The 16,447-nt window shown below is 46.7% G+C and carries 12 protein-coding genes and 1 pseudogene; 10 read left to right on the top strand and 3 right to left on the bottom strand.

Features of this window, described 5'->3' with window-relative positions; translation table 11 throughout:
- Positions 1 to 58: 58 nt before the first annotated feature.
- The 10 genes and pseudogenes from DW938_RS04630 to DW938_RS14645 all read left to right on the top strand — a co-directional run bounded on the left by DW938_RS04630 (position 59) and on the right by DW938_RS14645 (position 11,413).
- Entirely contained in the window at positions 59 to 1,642 is a 1,584-nt protein-coding gene (locus tag DW938_RS04630; RefSeq protein WP_181984370.1) for a response regulator, read from the top strand.
- Position 1,643: 1 nt separating this feature from the next.
- Positions 1,644 to 3,398 (top strand): sensor histidine kinase, encoded by a 1,755-nt coding sequence (locus DW938_RS04625; RefSeq protein WP_181984369.1) that lies wholly within the window; start codon positions 1,644 to 1,646, stop codon positions 3,396 to 3,398.
- Positions 3,382 to 4,251: a hypothetical protein gene (locus DW938_RS04620; RefSeq protein WP_118124022.1), complete on the top strand. Its 870-nt coding sequence runs from the start codon at positions 3,382 to 3,384 to the stop codon at positions 4,249 to 4,251. Before DW938_RS04625 ends, DW938_RS04620 begins: the two co-directional genes overlap by 17 nt.
- Positions 4,252 to 4,261: 10 nt before the next feature.
- The gene (locus DW938_RS04615) at positions 4,262 to 5,248 is read left to right on the top strand and encodes a substrate-binding domain-containing protein (protein WP_181982481.1); all 987 of its coding nucleotides are present in this window, start codon (positions 4,262 to 4,264) and stop codon (positions 5,246 to 5,248) included.
- Between the two features lie 150 nt (positions 5,249 to 5,398).
- Positions 5,399 to 6,826 (top strand): melibiose:sodium transporter MelB, encoded by a 1,428-nt coding sequence (melB, locus tag DW938_RS04610; protein WP_242989595.1) that lies wholly within the window; start codon positions 5,399 to 5,401, stop codon positions 6,824 to 6,826.
- Between the two features lie 2 nt (positions 6,827 to 6,828).
- On the top strand, positions 6,829 to 8,112 hold the full coding sequence (locus DW938_RS04605) for a galactokinase family protein (RefSeq protein WP_117897491.1): 1,284 nt from the start codon (positions 6,829 to 6,831) through the stop codon (positions 8,110 to 8,112).
- A gap of 30 nt (positions 8,113 to 8,142) precedes the next feature.
- Positions 8,143 to 9,195 carry an aldose epimerase family protein gene (locus DW938_RS04600; protein WP_118124021.1) on the top strand — a complete coding sequence of 351 codons (1,053 nt, stop codon included), beginning with the start codon at positions 8,143 to 8,145 and terminating at the stop codon, positions 9,193 to 9,195.
- Position 9,196: 1 nt separating this feature from the next.
- Positions 9,197 to 9,442: pseudogene (locus DW938_RS04595) on the top strand (NAD-dependent epimerase/dehydratase family protein); the annotation flags it as partial.
- Positions 9,443 to 9,558: 116 nt separating this feature from the next.
- A complete protein-coding gene (locus DW938_RS04590; protein WP_118124020.1) occupies positions 9,559 to 11,058 on the top strand; it encodes a UDP-glucose--hexose-1-phosphate uridylyltransferase in 1,500 nt (499 codons plus the stop codon).
- 16 nt (positions 11,059 to 11,074) lie between these two features.
- Positions 11,075 to 11,413 (top strand): hypothetical protein, encoded by a 339-nt coding sequence (locus tag DW938_RS14645; protein WP_147342358.1) that lies wholly within the window; start codon positions 11,075 to 11,077, stop codon positions 11,411 to 11,413.
- Positions 11,414 to 11,603: 190 nt separating this feature from the next.
- On the opposite strand, the gene DW938_RS04585 is transcribed toward DW938_RS14645, so the two are convergent.
- The 3 genes from DW938_RS04585 to DW938_RS04575 form a co-directional block, all read right to left on the bottom strand.
- Complete coding sequence (locus DW938_RS04585; RefSeq protein WP_118124019.1) at positions 11,604 to 12,437, bottom strand: alpha/beta hydrolase; 834 nt, start codon at positions 12,435 to 12,437, stop codon at positions 11,604 to 11,606.
- A gap of 20 nt (positions 12,438 to 12,457) precedes the next feature.
- Positions 12,458 to 13,471 carry a M15 family metallopeptidase gene (locus DW938_RS04580; RefSeq protein ID WP_118124018.1) on the bottom strand — a complete coding sequence of 338 codons (1,014 nt, stop codon included), beginning with the start codon at positions 13,469 to 13,471 and terminating at the stop codon, positions 12,458 to 12,460.
- A gap of 192 nt (positions 13,472 to 13,663) precedes the next feature.
- Positions 13,664 to 16,381, bottom strand: coding sequence for a beta-glucuronidase (locus DW938_RS04575; RefSeq protein ID WP_118124017.1), 2,718 nt, complete (start codon positions 16,379 to 16,381; stop codon positions 13,664 to 13,666).
- Positions 16,382 to 16,447 lie beyond the last annotated feature (66 nt).

Here is a 16,447-nt window from a genome sequence, read left to right as displayed (position 1 = left end):
AATGTGCTATAATCATACTGATAATCAGCTGCATTGGCGGAGAATGGAGGAAAATATCTTGTGTTTTACAGTAATATTGGCGGATGATGAGCCACAGATTTTAGAAGGAATTCGGGATTCTGTGGAGTGGGAAACACTGGGGTTTCGTGTCATTGCAACAGCACTGAACGGAAATGAGCTTCTGGAACAGACGGAAACGCTTCGTCCTGATTTGGTAATCAGCGACATTAAAATGCCGTTTCTGGACGGATTGGAAGTGGCGAGAATCCTGCATGAGAACATGATGCATATCAAAATTGTCCTTTTTTCCGGCTGGGACGATTTTGAATATGCACAGCTTGCCATTCGGTATGGGGTATCGGAATATGTGCTGAAACCCATCGACTTTCAGGAGATGCAAAACCTGCTGAAAAAAATCCACAGAGAATTAGAAACGGAGTTGGAACAGCGTCAAAATCAGGAGCGTTTTGCGGAAATTTATCAAAAGAGCCTGCCATTGTTGCAGGAGCAGTTTCTAATACAGCTGGTCAGAGGCTCACTTACCCCAGAACAGATGCAGCGGCAGCAAAAAAATCTGTCGGTTTCGCTGGATGCCAATCATTTTTGTGTGGTCATTATGAAGATCACGGAGGAAAGCGATGATTATCTGTCGCAGTTTTCCGTGGCAGAATCCGTCAATGAGATGCTGCAGCAGGTCTGTCCCTTTCGGACATTTCGTTATCTGGACAAGATCATTTATCTGTTGCTGCTCTCTGCACCGTTGGAAATGATACGGATTCAGAAAGCACTGAACGAAGCCTCTCATATTTCCAAGCACTATAACCAAGTGGCATTTTCCTGCGGCATCGGCAGCATCTGTGAAAAGCTAGAAGAGTTGCCAGCTTCGTTTTCACAGGCAATGGAGGCGTTGGAATACAGCGTGGTGTCCGCAGAAGAGTCTGTGACCTCTTATCAGGATGTGGAATTGTACGAAAACCACGTGTACACCTCTATATCCACAGAGAAACTGGAAATGGCGATCAAGCTGGAAGATCAGGAAAAAGTGCAGAAAGAAGTGGAAAAGCTGGTGACACAACTGGAAGAGAGCCACTATAATTTCAATGCTTACCAGTCAGCAATTCTGGAGATCATCTTTTCCATCTCCGGCATTTTTCGCCAGTATCACATGATGGACGACGAAATATTCGCCGATGCCAAGCGTATGACCATGAAGGTCCTGTCCCTGGAAACGGGAGAGCAGCTGAACGCATGGCTGCTGAATTACTGCGACTATATCATTTATGCGATTCACCAGAGGAAGGTGGATCGGAACAGCATCCTTGCACAAAAGGCCATGGAATATGTCCAGCAGCATTACGGCAATGCGGAGTTGTCCGTGGACGAGGTGTGTGCCTATCTGCATGTCAGTACATCTCACTTTTCCAACATCTTCCGCAAAGAAACTGGCATGAGTTTTCTGGCGTTCCTGACGAAGAAGCGAGTGGACGAGGCAGTTCGCCTGCTGAAGACAACGGACGAAAAAAGCAGAGTGATCGGAGAAATGGTCGGCTATCCGGAACCCAATTATTTCAGCTATGTCTTTAAGAAAAACATGGGCATGTCGCCGGCAAAATTCCGAAAAGAACTGGCAACGGGGAACTAGCATGAAAAAGATATTGCAATTGTTGCACCGGAAGATTGACGGAAAGAGCATTCGTCTGATTTTTACTGCCCTGTTTTTCCTGACCGTCAGTCTGTTCACTGCACTGATCATCTCCCTTTATTCAGAGTATACCAAGGCACAGATCACCGCTTTTTTGCAGGAGAAAAATACCCAGCAGCTGCGGCGTATGAGTTTCAGCATTGAGGAAGATGTGGACGACACCATTGAGCTTGCCAATACCGCCTATTATCAGATCATCAAGAGCGCTGACCTGCAGGCACTTTTGACGGAACAGACTTTGTCGGATTTCTGCCAGCTTCATGAAAACAAGATTTTGTATGCCGCCATTTATGATATTGACGGGGCGCTGCTCTGGCAGAATGCAGAGAATTATGATACAGAATCGGTGGACAGTGCTGCATGGTTTCAGGCAGCAGAAACTGAAATTGACACCGTCGCATTTGATGTGCCTCATTATATCCAGACAGCAGCAGGATTTCAAAAAGCCATGACCGTTTCCCGCTATTTGGAGCTTCGGGACGGTGGAAAGAGCCGTTCTGGAATTTTGCGGTTTGATGTCTGCATGGACAACATGGAGGCAGAGTTGAACATCTATCCGGCATCACAGACGGATTATTTTTATCTGATGGACAACGAAGAGCATCTGATCTGCTATCCCTTTGAGAAACGACTGAAGAGCGGTGTGCGAACCGAATGGACGCTGCATACACCGAAAAATCAGGTGGTTTTGCAGGACAAAAAGGAGTGGCTGCTCCAGCAGCAAACCATAGGATATACCGGCTGGAAACTGATCTCTGCTGCTTCTTTGACGGAAGAACTGCAAAACAACACGCAGCTCAGAACCGGAATCGCAGTCATTGTTCTGCTGATGGCGGTGGTTTCTGTGATATTGGACTTTTTGATTCAGCGTCTGATGATCGCACCGGTTTTGCGGCTCTCCGAAACCATGAAACGGTTTGGACATGGGGAATTGCAGGTTCGTGCAAAAGCAGAGAGCTGCGGAGAAATCAGAGGACTTTCCGACGGCTTTAATGACATGGCGGAAAAGACAAATCAGCTGATGGAACGAGTGCGGAAAGAGGAACGGGAAAAACAGATTACCGAGCGAAAGCTTCTGCAATCTCAGATCAATCCCCACTTTTTGTATAACACGCTAGATTCTATTATCTGGATGATACAGAGCAAAAAGTATGAGGGCGCCGGAAAAATGGTGTCCATGCTGGCAAAGTTTTTCCGCATCTCTTTGAGTCAGGGAAAGGACATTATCACGCTGAAAAAGGAACTGGAACACGCCGTCAGCTATCTTTCCATTCAAAATGTGCGGTTTCAGGATAAGTTTACATTTACGGTGGATTGGGACGAAAAACTGGCGGACTGCCTGTGTCCCAAGCTGGTGATCCAGCCAATGTTGGAAAATGCAGTCTATCACGGCATGGAGGGCATGTATGAAGACGGGGAGATCCAACTGAAGATCTATGCGGTAAACGAACTGGTGCACATCGATGTGATCGACAACGGCGAGGGTATGACCGAAGCACAGGTGCAGAAGATGATGCAGGGCGATGTGGTGTCCAGCAAGCGTGGCTCCGGAATTGGTGTGAAAAATGTCAATGACCGAATCAAGCTGTATTTCGGTGAGGCATATGGCGTACAGATAATCAGTGCACCGGATGAGGGAACTACGGCACGCATCTATTTCCCCATGAGGAGGCAGGAAGATGAAATTGAAAAATAAGGTGCTCTGGGTCTTTGCCGGAGGGATTCTGCTGGTACTGCTGTTGTTTCTTGAACAGCAGTTCTTTCAAACAAGAAAAAAACAGATCGCCGTGATTTTGTCGGAAGATGCAGTGTCCGATTTCTGTGCGTTTCAGGAGGGCATCTATGACGGTGCAGAGGATTGTGCGGTGTCACTTCGTATCATACACACTCCGGAGCTCTCGGAAAACGCATGGGCGGAATTGCTGTCTGCACAAAAAAAGCAGGGCTGTGACGGTGTTCTGCTGTTCTGTCCGGAACAATACTACACCGGAAGCGAAAAGTTCTATGCCGAAACACTGGAGCAATGCAAGCTCCCTGTTTTCTCTGTCACCTACGCACCTGCATTTTTCCACGGTGCTTATAGCGATGGCATGGAACAGCTCTCCGAGATCCTATCCCCGCAAATCCAAGAGGCAGCACAGGGTTCGTTCGAAATTTTCGCAGATACCACGCAGGCAAAGAGTGTGCGAATTGCGGAGTCTGTGGAGCAGTGTCTGAAACAAAATGATGCGGTATATGATCGGGATACCAGTTTTGAAAACGGCTCTAAAACACTGCTTGTCTGCGGAGAAACAGACGACACCAAAGCTTTTTCCCGTGCGGCGGCAGTCATTCAGATCTGCCCCGAACAGCCGGATTATACATTACTGACAAGCGGTGCGGTGGACATGATCGTGACAGAGAATGATTATGGGTTTGGGTATCAGGCAATCGTCTATCTGACAAAGCGTATGCAGCGGAAAAATGTGCCGTTTTCTCCGCCAGAACTGCGTGAGGTCACAAAGGAAAATCTGTTCGATGCCCAACAGGACGCACTGCTGTTTGAATAGGAGAAGTGCCATGAAAAAGAAGAACCTTATTTTCTCTGCGGTAGGCGTTGGACTTCTGGCTGCTGCTATGGTGGGCGGATTTGTCCACTTTCAAAAGCAGCACACTGACCGTTTTTTGAAAGTGGGAATTGCGGTATATGATCTGGAAGACCCCTATATTCAGACATTGACAGATGCTATTCGCAGTCAGCTGAAAGATAAGACCATCGACGGAAGGGAGATCATCTACGATGTTTTTGATGCCTCCGGCAGTGCGGTAACACAGAACACACAGCTTTACGAAATTTTGCAGCAGGAGTATGACGTGATCCTCTGGAATCCGGTTTCGCCCACTAATGTCGTGGGGATACTGGAGGATGCACAGGAACAGGATGTGCCGGTGATTCTGTTCAACCGTGAACCGGCGAAAGCGGATCTGGAGGAGCAGGACAATGTATGGTACGTCGGCACAGAGGCGAAAGAAGCCGGAAATATGCAGGGAGAAATGCTGATTCAGGCTTGGAATACCTGTGAGATGGACAAGAACCGGAACGGCATGCTGGACTATATTCTGGTAGAGGGAGAACAGGCACATACCGATGTCATCAACCGTACCGATGCGTTTCTGCAAACGGCTTCTGCTGCACTTCCTCTGAATCAGCTCCATGTGATCTCCGCGGACTGGGCGAGAACCTCTGCACTGCGGGAGATGCAGAACCTCTCCGCAGAGGAGACAACTGAAGTCGAGGCGGTGATTTGCAGCAATGACAGCATGGCATTGGGTGTCGCAGATTTTTATGCAAAGCAGAAGCTGCCGCTGCCAGTCATCATTGGTATCAATGGGATTCAGGACATGCAGGATGCCATTGATGCCGGGGTGATTTACGGGACGGTAGATCTGAATGTTCCGGAACAGGCAAAAACTATTTTTGCAATCATTCAGGGATATTTCGATGCCGGAGCAGAAATGCCGAAAGAAAAAGTCTGCTATCTTCCGCAATCCCCTTATACGAAATAAAATAAAGCAAACCTTCTTGAATCGTGTTGGAATTTGTATCTTTTGCACAGAATAATGTATTCCTTTTGGAAATGTCCTGTGCTATGATATAGGTGTCAACAAAACAGGGACCCGAACGAAAATAGGTTCCGATTCAAGGAGGTTTTTCTTATGTTAAAAAACAGCACACAACCCGCCGGCGGCGGAAACGTCATGTATCCCGGGAAAGTTCCGGGGAAAGTCAAGTATACATTTGCATTTGGTGCATTGGGCAAGGATATGATCTATGGCATGATCGCAACGTTCTCCATGATCTATTTTACCGACATCATTAAGGTCGCACCGGCATTTATCGGCATCATGTTCTTTTCCGCAAAAATCTGGGACGCCTTCAACGACCTGTTTATGGGAATGCTGGTGGACAACACCAGAAGCCGTTTCGGAAAGTTTATCCCGTGGCTGACGGTCGGAACACTGATCAACGCATTTGTTTTTATCATTTTGTTCACCGACTTCCATCTGAGCGGCATCGGACTTTGCGTATTTGCTGCCGTTGCCTATGTCCTCTGGGGCATGACCTATACTATTATGGATATTCCATATTGGTCTATCGTTCCGAATCTGACTTCAGACCCTCACGAGAGAGAAAAGGTTTCTGTACTGCCCCGTATTTTTGCCAGCATCGGTCAGTCCCTGATCATCGCCGGATTTGGCGTACAGATCATCAAGGGACTGGGAGGCGGTTATACAGGATATCATCGTTTTGCATTGATCATTGCCGCAACCTTTATCTTTACCATTGCAGTTACCGTCATCAATCTGCCGAAAAAGCAGGTGGGCAAAAAGGCAGAAAAGGTTTCTTTCAAGGACATCTTTTCCATCATCAAGAGAAATGACCAGCTTCGCTGGGCAGTGGCTCTGATTCTCCTGTACAACGTGGGAATCCAGCTCATTATGGGTGTTGCAACTTATTATTTTGCTTATGTCTGCAACAACAGCAGCATGCTCTCTGCATTTATGATCAGTGCCTCCATCGCAGAAGTGGTTGGTCTGATTATTTTCCCGAAAGTCACCAAGATGCTCTCCAGAAAGAAAGCATTCCTGATGGCATGTATTCTTCCGGCAATCGGGCTGCTGATCCTGCTGCTCACCGGTATTTTTGCACCGCAGAACATTGTGCTCACTGTCATTGCAGGCGTGATCGTCAAGACTGGTACTGGTCTGGAACTGGGCTGTGCGACAGTCTTTCTGGCAGACGTGGTGGACTACGGCGAATATAAGCTGGGCATAAGGAATGAGGGTGTCGTATTCTCCCTCCAGACACTGATCGTGAAGCTGACCGCTGCATTTACTTCTCTGTCCATTGGCTTTGCACTGGACCTGACTGGATATGTACCGAATCAGATCCAGTCCCTCGCAACTCAGAACTCCATTCGTGTGCTGATGTGTGTCATTCCGGCTGTGGGAATGCTGCTGGCATATGTGGTATACCGCAGGAAGTATAAGCTGAACGATGCGTATATGAAAAAGGTGGTTTCCGCCATTTCTAGTCCAAAGACTGAATTGACATCCGAAAAGACGACAGAGGAGGAATCATGACCATGAAACTGAAACAATTTCAGGCAGACCTGACCGCAGGAAAATATGATGAAAAGCTTTGCAAACTCTACGGCAGCTCCGATGCCGTACTTGCTGCACAGCGAGCACGCTATTTGCAGGCGGCAGAGAACTTTTCTTGCCTGTATCCGGAGTGGGAGGAGATCGCCGTATTTTCTGCACCTGGCAGAACCGAGATCGGCGGAAACCATACCGATCACCAGCATGGCTGTGTTTTGGCTGCCTCTGTTGATCTGGACGTCATTGCCATTGTGGCATTTCACGACGAGCATGTGATTCGGCTGCAATCTGCCGGGTATCCGCAGGATTATGTGGATTTGTGTGACCTCACGGTACATCCGGAGGAAAAGGGAAAGTCCGCTGCACTGATTCGCGGTGTGGTTTCCAGATTTCAGGAAATGGGCGTTGCTGTAGGCGGCTTTGATGCTTACACCACTTCCAATGTCCTGAGCGGCAGCGGACTCTCGTCTTCGGCAGCCTTTGAGGTACTCATCGGCACTATCATCGACCAGCACTATCATGCAGGTGCTGCCGGAGCAGTAGAGATTGCCAAAATCGGACAGTATGCGGAAAATCGGTACTTCGGAAAAAAGAGCGGGCTGATGGATCAGATGGTAAGCTCTGTAGGTGGATTTGTGTTCATTGATTTTGAGGACACGGACAACCCGAAAATCGAAAAGCTGTCCTGTCAGTTTGAAGATGCCGGCTATATGCTTTGTATCACAGATACCAAGGGCAGCCATGCAGATTTAACAGATGATTACGTTTCTATTCCGGCGGAGATGAATCTGGTGGCTGCACAATTCGGAAAAAATCATCTGCGGGAAGTGGATGAGAAATCATTCCTGCAGGCACTTCCGAAATTGCGAACTGCTTGTTCCGACCGTGCTATTTTGCGTGCTGCCCATTTCTACGGGGATAACCGGCGTGCAGCCGAGGAGGCAAAGGCACTGTCCAGCAATGATTTTCCACGGTTTCTGAAACTGGTGAAAGAATCCGGAGATTCCTCTGCGAAATGGCTCCAGAATCTCTACTCCTGCAGCAAACCGGCAGAGCAGGGTATTACGCTGGGGCTCTGGGCGAGCAAGCAGATTCTCGGAGATGCAGGCGTTTCCAGAGTGCACGGCGGAGGATTTGCCGGAACTATTCAGGCATTTGTGCCGGTACATATGGCGAAAGATTACTGCAAAAAAATGGATCAATTGTTCGGGGCGGGCAGCTGCCAGATCCTACAGATCCGGAACATTGGCGGCATGCAGTTTGCCTGAGGATTTGTTGAGAAATGGGGTGTGTATCGCATGAAACAAGTACAGATTTCAGAATTTGAACCAACTTTCAGTGGACAGATGGCACATTTCTACCGCATTGAGAATGCCTCCGGTGCAAGTGTGACACTTTGTGATTATGGTGCTTCGATCGTTTCTCTGCTGGTGCCGGATCGGCAGAAGCTGCTGCGGGACGTGGTGCTGGGTTATGCCCATGTGAAAGGCTATGAAACCGGCGGAGAATATTTTGGCGAAACTGTTGGAAGGTGCTGCAACCGTATCTGTCACGGACGGTTCGTCCTGAATGGTCAGGAGATACAGCTGAATTGCAACAATGGAAAACACCATTTGCACGGCGGTTACCGCAGCTTAAGCCGGCGTATCTGGCAGGCAGAATGCGGCGGGAATAGCGTTGCTTTCACCACAGAGAGTCCGGATGGTGAGGAACATTATCCGGGAAATTTGCAGGTGACTGTTACCTATACTTTTGACAATACCAATACTCTGACCATTGCTTATGAGGCAGTTTGTGATAAAGATACGATCTGCAACCTGACCAACCACAGCTATTTCAATTTGGACGGACATCAAAGTGGAACACTGGCGCATCATATGCTGAAACTTTTTGCGGATTCCTACATTCCAATTGACCAGACTTCTATTCCGTTAGGAGAAATCGCACCGGTTGCAGGAACGCCTTTTGACTTTCGGGCATACAAGCCGATTCCGGCAGCATTTCAGGAGGATTGTGTGCAGATTCAGAACGCTGCCGGATTAGATCATAGTTTTGCCGTTCGTTCCGATTCACCGATTCAGGCGGAGGCATACAGCACAGAGAGCGGAATCCGGCTTACCTGCAAAACAACGCAGCCCGCCATTCATGTGTATACTGCCAATTTCGTAGAAACTCCGGCGGATTTGGGAAAAGACGGTTGTGCTTACGGAAAACGAGGTGCCTTTTGCCTGGAAACGCAGAATTTTCCGGACGCCATCAATCATCCTAATTTTCCCTCGCCAATTTTGCGTGCAAATACCCCATACCGGCAGGAAACACAGTTCCATTTTTCACTGAAAGGAGAAGCATAATATGCGTTTTTTAGTTTTGGGAGGAGCCGGATACATCGGTTCGCATACCGCACTGGAGTTGGTAAGAGCCGGTCATGAGGTCATTGTCGCAGACAATCTGTTGACAGGGCACCGCAACGCTGTTCCCAAGCAGGTGAAATTTTATGAGGGCGACATCCGGGATGCTGCCTTTTTGGATAAGCTGTTCGATGCGGAAAAAATCGATGCCGTGATTCACTTTGCAGCATTTTCGCTGGTGGCGTCCAGTGAAAAGGCAAAGCGTGTGCTGGGCTGGAAACCGGAGCACAATAGCCTGGAGGAGATCATTGCCAGTGCGTGGAATTGGCATACGCACCACCCAAATGGATACGAGGAGTGAGACAGATGATTTGCGATGAAATTCAAAAGCTGATGGATTACGGATTACAAAACGATTTGATCCAACCGGAAGATCGTTATGTGGTACAGAATCAGTACATGGAGATTTTTCAACTGAACGATTGGCAGACCAGCGGAGATGCATCTTCGAAAACAGAGATTGATGCGATTTTGCAGCCACTGATCGACTATGCCTGTGCACAGCATCTCATTCCGGATACCAGTGCCTCACGGGATTTGTTCGATACCAGGCTTATGGGCGTGTTGACACCTATGCCCAGAGAGGTGATGGCATCTTTTCGGAAGCACTACGCTGTATCGCCGGAAGCAGCAACGAGCTGGTACTATGCGTTTAGCCAGAACCTGAATTATGTGCGTCGGGGCAGAATTGCAAAGGATTTGAAGTGGACATATGCTTCCGAATACGGCACGCTGGACATTACGATCAACCGTTCCAAGCCGGAGAAAGATCCTAGGGACATTGCCGCAGCAAAATCTGCCAAGGCATCTGCGTATCCCAAGTGCCAGCTGTGTCCAGAAAATGCAGGGTTTGCCGGCAACTTGAAACAACCGGCAAGGCAGAATCTGCGTCCGGTTTCGCTGCAAATTCAGGGAGAACCGTGGCAGCTGCAATACTCACCCTATGGGTATTACCACGAACACTGCATTGTGTTCAACGAAAAGCATACAGCAATGAAGATCGATGCGGCAGTGTTTGAGAAACTGTTTGATGTGCTGGATATTTTGCCCCACTATTTCATTGGCTCGAATGCAGATCTGCCCATTGTGGGCGGTTCGATTCTCAGTCATGAGCATTTTCAGGGCGGCAACTATTCCTTTGCCATGGCAAAAGCACCGATTGAAAAATACTATGTGCTTCCTCAGTTTCCGGATGTGCAGGTGGGCATTGTAAAATGGCCCATGTCTGTGATACGGCTGCAGGCATCAAACCGGAGCATGCTCGCTGCGGCTTGCAGCAAGATTCTGGAAAAGTGGCGTACCTACAGCGATGCAAGTGTGCAGATATTGGCATCCACTGATGGTGTGCCGCACAATACCATTACACCGATCGCCAGAATGCATGGCAGTACCTATGAGTGTGATCTGGTTCTGCGAAACAATCGCACTACGGAAGAACGTCCGCTGGGACTATTTCACCCCAATCCGTCATTGTACCACATCAAAAAGGAAAACATCGGCCTGATCGAGGTCATGGGGCTTGCAGTGCTGCCATCACGTCTTGCAGTGGAACTGGATGCTGTGAGAACGGCAATGCTTTCTGGTGCAGATTTGACGGCGAATCCGCTGACCGCATCACATGCTGACTGGGTTGTTTCCATTTTGAAACAGCATCCGGAATTTTCAGTGGAAAATGCATGGTATATCTTACACGCAGAAGTGGGGAAGGTGTTCGAGCAGGTTCTGTTAGATGCTGGTGTATTCCGTAGAAATGAGACAGGCAAAGCAGCCTTCGTGCGATTTATGAAATCGTTGTTGGAAGAATAATCGAAAACGTATCAAAATGGAAGATGGTTGTGAAAACTACATCACTTTCCTCACCACCCCACCAAGTGAAAAAGTGATACCCTTCTTCAAAACCTCTATAAAATCTTCTTCCATTTCCGAAAAAAATACCTGGAATCCCGTTGTTGGAATTCCAGGTATTTTTCTTATGCCGGGTTCTGCTCAAACAGAGCAGCATCCAGTTTGTCGGCGGCTTCCTGTTCGACTTTTTTCAGCACATTCTTTCCTCAAGTTCCTGTGTTTCTGTGGAAAATGGGATGTAGATATCATCGCTGTATCCGTACGAAGATGCCCAGATAGTGTGGATCCAGTCAGCATGGGAAAAGGATTTATATAAATTTATCTTATTATCCAAAATTATGATAATAAAAACAGGTAGATAACTCAATTGAGGTATCTACCTGTCCTGTTCATAGTTCACTATATAGGTCATTCATATTAGTCCTTTGAAAATGTCTATATGAGTATATATCAAATTGATGTGAGTCATTTTTTAGCTTAATTATGTTGCCACACGCAACATATTTTTATAGCCTATGTACCCAATCAATAGCCGCCTCTGCCCAATGAGCTGCCACCGGCTGATAGTGACCTTCCCATGTGGCAGTGGTTTCGTCGCACAATGCAAGTCCATGTCCACCGTATTCATAAATGTGGCTCTCGAATGGAATGTGATACTTTGAAAGACTGCACATATACCAAAGTGTGTTCTCAACCCTTACACAGCCATCATCAGCACAGTGCCAGATGAATGTAGGAGGAGTGTTCTCCGATACTCTCTTCTCCATTGAAACAAGTTCTCTGAGCTCAGATGATTTTTCCTCGCCAATAATATTGAGTATTGAGCCTTCATGAGTGTATTCAGGGTCGGATGTGATAACAGGATAGCCCAAGATAGAGCCGTTTACCTTGATGTCCTCAGGATCGCAGCCAAGAGGCTTTGTGAGCAGCTCGCTGTTCCAGAAGTTTGCCATTGTTGCCGCAAGGTGTCCGCCGGCTGAAAAACCACATACTATTATCTTGTCAGGGTCAATGTCAAATTTCTCCGCATTATCTCTAACATACTTGACAGCCGCTGCACATTCCAAAGCGTCAGTAGGAAATTTTTTCTTGACGCATGAGTATCTTAGCACAAATGCACATATGCCTGCACCCAAAAATCTGAATGCAACAGGTTCAGCTTCACGCTCAGAACACCAATCATATCCTCCGCCCGGGCAGATTATAATTGCCTTGTGTTTCTTTCTGCCTATTTCCTCAGTGAGTGTGTTGTAATAGCAGTCAAGCACAGGTGCGCAGCCCTCGCTTGAAACGCCAGCCTTTTCATAATCCACTTTTATTTCTACTGTTTCTTTAAGCATTTTATTTCCTCCGAAAAAATTTATTCTGTAGCCGCCTGCTGGTCTGTCTGAGAGGACGAGTCAGCAGGTGCTGCATTTTCTGTCATATTCACGCAGACGATATAACCGTCAACGTTGTTGCCTGAGATAGTGTTAGGGCGCTCGTTGTTGCTGTCGTCAAGGGGAACAGGCACGTTCGTGGTGCTGCCCTTGTCTGCGGCAACGTAGTAAACTGAATACTCAGTGTCATCAAAAGCCGTGAATGTGAGCGGTTTTTCAAATGTATAGTCCTTGACAAAATCTATGTATTCTTCAAGGCAAAGCTTGTTCGCTGTCATTATCTCAGCGTGTGGTATACCTACATATCTGAAATGATAAGCCATAGGGCTTACACCTGTGATGTCAGCTCTGTCCTCTGGGTATCTGAGGATAAGTCCGTATTTCCAACAGTTTTCAGATATCCAACTATAATCTCCCTCGCCTGTAAACTCAGGATATGCGCCTGTGCTTGCGTCATAAAGATGCAGGTCAAAGGCAAGTCCAGTGTCATGCTCGTAGCAGGCAGAGCTGCTGTCTTCATCATCTTCCGCAGGCATAGCTGTGTTTATCATAAGTGTTGATATCTTCTTGTCAGCATAAAAATCATTGCCCATTTTGCCAAAGGCTTCAAAAGTTTCTTTTTTAGCCGTCAGTTGAGTGCTGCTGGTGGACATTATTTGACTTCCGTTCTTGTCAAACAAATAGGAATAAACTGTGTCTGTGTTATTCACTGTACCGGTGAAGGAGTGGTCGCCATTAACGAGAATAAGATCTCCATTTACCATATCAGTTTTGTTTTTTGCGGTAACATACATATAATTGCCCGTAAGCTTTTTTACAGCTTTTTTACTGCTGCTGTCAGCCTTGACCGCAGATGAGTTTGACGAGCTGTCGGAAATTTTCTTAGGACTGTCAGCCTTTGAACTGCACGATGTAGATATTCCCAGAATGATCAAAAGCAGTATGGCAAGAGCCGCTGCAATATTCTTGTATTTATAACGTTTTACTTTTGGCACTTAACATCACCTTCCTGTATAACATACACCTAAATTATAACACATTTTTCGTAATAAGTGAACCATATGCCACTGTAGTGTCGGCACTTTTGTTATATCAGACAAATGTTTTGCGGGCGTTTTATGCAACAAGCACAAACAAAATAAGGGCTGTACTGTTTTGCGGTACAGCCCTTAGCAATAAATATTCTGTTAGTTTCTTACATAGTCAACGACAGACTTTATGAACGCACGTCCCTCAGGCGACTTGGAAAGCTTTTCAAAATCGCATGAGCAAACTACCACCTTGCCGCCGTCCTTTTCATACTCGTAGAGGAGTGAAAGATCGTGGTTGCGGTCAAAGTTGTCGATAGTTCTCACAATAACATTTTTCTCGCCCTTAAAGTCGTCAAGAATAACCGAGCGTGAGTTCTGAACTATCTCCCACCACTGTGGCGTTGAGTATTTTTCCCCTGCAAAGCCTGCAAGAGCAGGGTGTTCGGTGTCGATAAGAAGTCCCATTGTGCCAACAGGGTCAGGCTTTTTCATCATCTGTGAGATGATACAGAACATATGATAGCACCAGAAGTCCTGACAGTAGAAGCCCTCGATAGAGTTTTCAAGCTTTGAGAGGTCAGGCACGATAAGCACTGTCTTGCCCTGTTTCAGCAGACTTTCAGCTTCGTCATTTACCTCGTTAAAAATGTATGCGCCGCTTATATCTGTCTTTTCAACTGTCGGAATGACCCAAAGGTCATAGTGATTGCGTATGTCAGTACCCTCTATTTCAAGTGCAAGCACAGCCTTTGTGTTCTTTGTTACCTGTGGGAGAGTAAATTCTACATCGCAAATGTCAGTGTAGTTGCCTTCTGATACAAAATCTTTTTCCACCTTGCCAATGACATCACCGTTTTCAAGAGTGAGAGTGCAAATAAGCTTGCCGTCTTTAAGGTCAGGTCTGTAATTGCAAAGCTCTGTGTGCGCCTTGAAACTGCTGCCAGCTTCAAGAACATAGCTGTCAAAACGCGCCATTACAACAGCATCATTGCAGAATTCTCTCCACTCGCTGTCTGTGATAAGTCCCTTGCTGTCCATGAATGCGTCAAGTACACCCACAAGAGCAGTACCCTGACCGCTGAAATCCTGAATATCAAGTATCTGGAAACCGCCAAGAAGTCTTGAACGGAAAACAGCCTCCATTTCTTCCTTATAGCACTGCACAGCAAGCTTGCCTGAGCATTTGAAATAATCCTCAGCCAGCGGAAGCAGACCCTTTTCTTCAAGTCTTTCTCTGAATACCTCAAAGTTTCTGGCTTTAAGGGATCCTGTGTATTTCTCTATCTCCTTGAAGTTCGGATAAGTTTCATACTGACCTATTTCGTGAGTAACGATAGGCACTTCAGGGATAAAATCTGCGTCAGCTTCGCTTGCCTTGACAGTTTTCATAGTCGTGCCGTACTGTATCTGAACAGTGCCGTCCTCTGAAATTTCCGTGGAGCTAGCCTGCTTCTTGGGTCTTATAATGCTGTCATAATCGTGATTTGCCGCAGGCTTGTCAGTCTGAATATGACCAAGTGGAGCGTCACACATAGCGTATGAGCCTCTTATAAGCCTGTCGTTTGCAAGTCTTACGCCTACAAAGAAATCGTCGTTCTCAATAACGTTAGGAAACCACTGGAAATTGTTTGAACCTTGTGTGTAAAGGTGTCTGTTATCAAATTTCTTGTAGCCGCCTATGATATCGTTGAGTATCTTCTTTGAGCCCCAAAGCTCGTTGCCCATTGACATCATGCAGTAGGAAGGGTGGTTGCCGAAGAATTTCAGCATATTGAAGCCCTCTTCAACGAGAAAATTCTGCTCCTCCTGATTGTGGTTTTCCTCGCCCTCTTCTGTGATAGTTCCCCAGAAAGGAAGCTGTGGCTCCATATAAATTCCAAGCATATCCGCAGCGACAAACGCAGCCTCAGGGGGACAGCAGGTGTGATAACGATAGTGGTTCATGCCGTATGACTTTGATATCTTCATTACCCTCAGCCATTCCTCAAGGTCGGTAGGTGCAAAAGCGGTCTTAGGGAATATCATGCCGTCATGCTTTCCTCTGAGAAAGGTTTTTTCTCCGTTTATGGTGAATTTTCCGCTCTCTGTCTTGAATTCACGCATACCGATGATATGCTCGCTCATGTCGCCGTCAATATCTATTCTTAGCTTGTAGAGATTAGGCTCATGTTCGCTCCAAAGCAGGCAATCATCACCCATTTTGTATAAAGCGTCAAGCTTGCCGTTTGTGTATTCAAAGCTCTGCACAGCAGGTGTATGGTTCTTTTCGCTGTTGAAACTCTCAGCGCTTATGACAGCTTTTCCGCTTTTTCCGCCTGTTATGTCAGCAGTTACCCTTACTGTCTTGTTGTGGATATCGCACCAAAGCATAACATTTTCAGCGTGAGCGTTTTTGTAGCCTATAAGCTCGATGCGTCCTGTGATACCATTCCAGTTGGTTTGAGTGTCAGGTGAAGTCAGGTGTCCGCCCTTGGTCTTGTAGCCAACATTTGAAACGCAGATAGTCATTTCATGTATGCCAGTACCGATATACTCGTTCAGGTCATAGATGTGCGGAGTGCAAAGGCTCTCCTGCCTGCCTATCTTTTTGCCGTCTATATAAAGTTCAGTTATTCTTGTTCTTTCAAGATAAAGTTTAAGATTTTCACATTGCAGAGCAGAGAAGTCAACGTTTTTTCTGAACCATGCAAAGCCCTCAAATTTATATGTGTCTGTAAGAAAGCCTGTTTCTCTCTCAGTATTGTATTCGCCTTTTTTAGCGTTGGAAGTGGTGTTTGGGAGGTTTATTGTATCATCAAAAACAAGGTCAGTACCCTTACATTCCTTGTCAAGACACAGCAGCCATTCTCCGCTGAGGTCAAGCTTGTTTATCATTAAGCAACGATCCTTTCAAGTTCAAATTTTCAATATCCATTATAACATATGGTCTTGCCCATTTCA

The organism is Ruminococcus sp. AM43-6, from assembly GCF_003461785.1.
Classification (GTDB): Bacteria; Bacillota; Clostridia; order Oscillospirales; family Ruminococcaceae; genus Hominimerdicola; species Hominimerdicola aceti.
Note: the sequence above shows the minus strand (reverse complement) of the source record. Positions and strands in the feature narration are given on the sequence as shown.

What these genes read in the sequence shown, in the direction of transcription:
- DW938_RS04625 (WP_181984369.1), top strand. Translation starts at nt 1,644, where the DNA reads ATGAAAAAGATATTGCAATTGTTGCACCGGAAGATTGACGGAAAGAGC.
- DW938_RS04620 (WP_118124022.1), top strand. Translation starts at nt 3,382, where the DNA reads ATGAAATTGAAAAATAAGGTGCTCTGGGTCTTTGCCGGAGGGATTCTG.
- DW938_RS04615 (WP_181982481.1), top strand. Translation starts at nt 4,262, where the DNA reads ATGAAAAAGAAGAACCTTATTTTCTCTGCGGTAGGCGTTGGACTTCTG.
- melB (WP_242989595.1), top strand. Translation starts at nt 5,399, where the DNA reads ATGTTAAAAAACAGCACACAACCCGCCGGCGGCGGAAACGTCATGTAT.
- DW938_RS04605 (WP_117897491.1), top strand. Translation starts at nt 6,829, where the DNA reads ATGAAACTGAAACAATTTCAGGCAGACCTGACCGCAGGAAAATATGAT.
- DW938_RS04600 (WP_118124021.1), top strand. Translation starts at nt 8,143, where the DNA reads ATGAAACAAGTACAGATTTCAGAATTTGAACCAACTTTCAGTGGACAG.
- DW938_RS04590 (WP_118124020.1), top strand. Translation starts at nt 9,559, where the DNA reads ATGATTTGCGATGAAATTCAAAAGCTGATGGATTACGGATTACAAAAC.
- DW938_RS14645 (WP_147342358.1), top strand. Translation starts at nt 11,075, where the DNA reads ATGGAAGATGGTTGTGAAAACTACATCACTTTCCTCACCACCCCACCA.
- DW938_RS04585 (WP_118124019.1), bottom strand. Translation starts at nt 12,437, where the DNA reads ATGCTTAAAGAAACAGTAGAAATAAAAGTGGATTATGAAAAGGCTGGC.
- DW938_RS04575 (WP_118124017.1), bottom strand. Translation starts at nt 16,381, where the DNA reads ATGATAAACAAGCTTGACCTCAGCGGAGAATGGCTGCTGTGTCTTGAC.